General features: G+C 69.2%; 1 protein-coding gene. It reads left to right on the top strand.

The window, feature by feature from the left end:
• Window positions 1-266, top strand: a 266-nt coding sequence (locus OQ789_RS25930; RefSeq protein ID WP_324689299.1) for an AMP-binding enzyme, incomplete at both ends; no start/stop codon positions are given.

The raw sequence follows: 266 nt of genomic DNA, 5'->3' as shown, positions 1-266 counted from the left end.
CGCGGGTATCGCATCGAGTGCGGTGAGGTGCAGGCGGCGCTGGCCGACTTGGCGGGGGTGGGGCAGGCGGTGGTGATCGCCCGCGAGGATCGCCCCGGCGACAAACGTCTGGTCGGCTACATCACCGGGGGGACGGCAGAACCCAACCAACTACGCGCCCAGCTGGCCGACAAGCTGCCCGCCTACATGGTGCCTGTCGCGATCGTCGTCATCGACGCGTTGCCGCTCACCCCAAACGGCAAGCTCGACAAACGGGCGTTGCCGGC

The organism is Mycobacterium sp. 94-17 (assembly GCF_035617725.1).
Lineage (GTDB): Bacteria > Actinomycetota > Actinomycetes > Mycobacteriales > Mycobacteriaceae > Mycobacterium.
The sequence above is the reverse complement of the archived record's forward strand: the minus strand, read 5'-3'. Positions and strand labels throughout refer to the sequence as shown.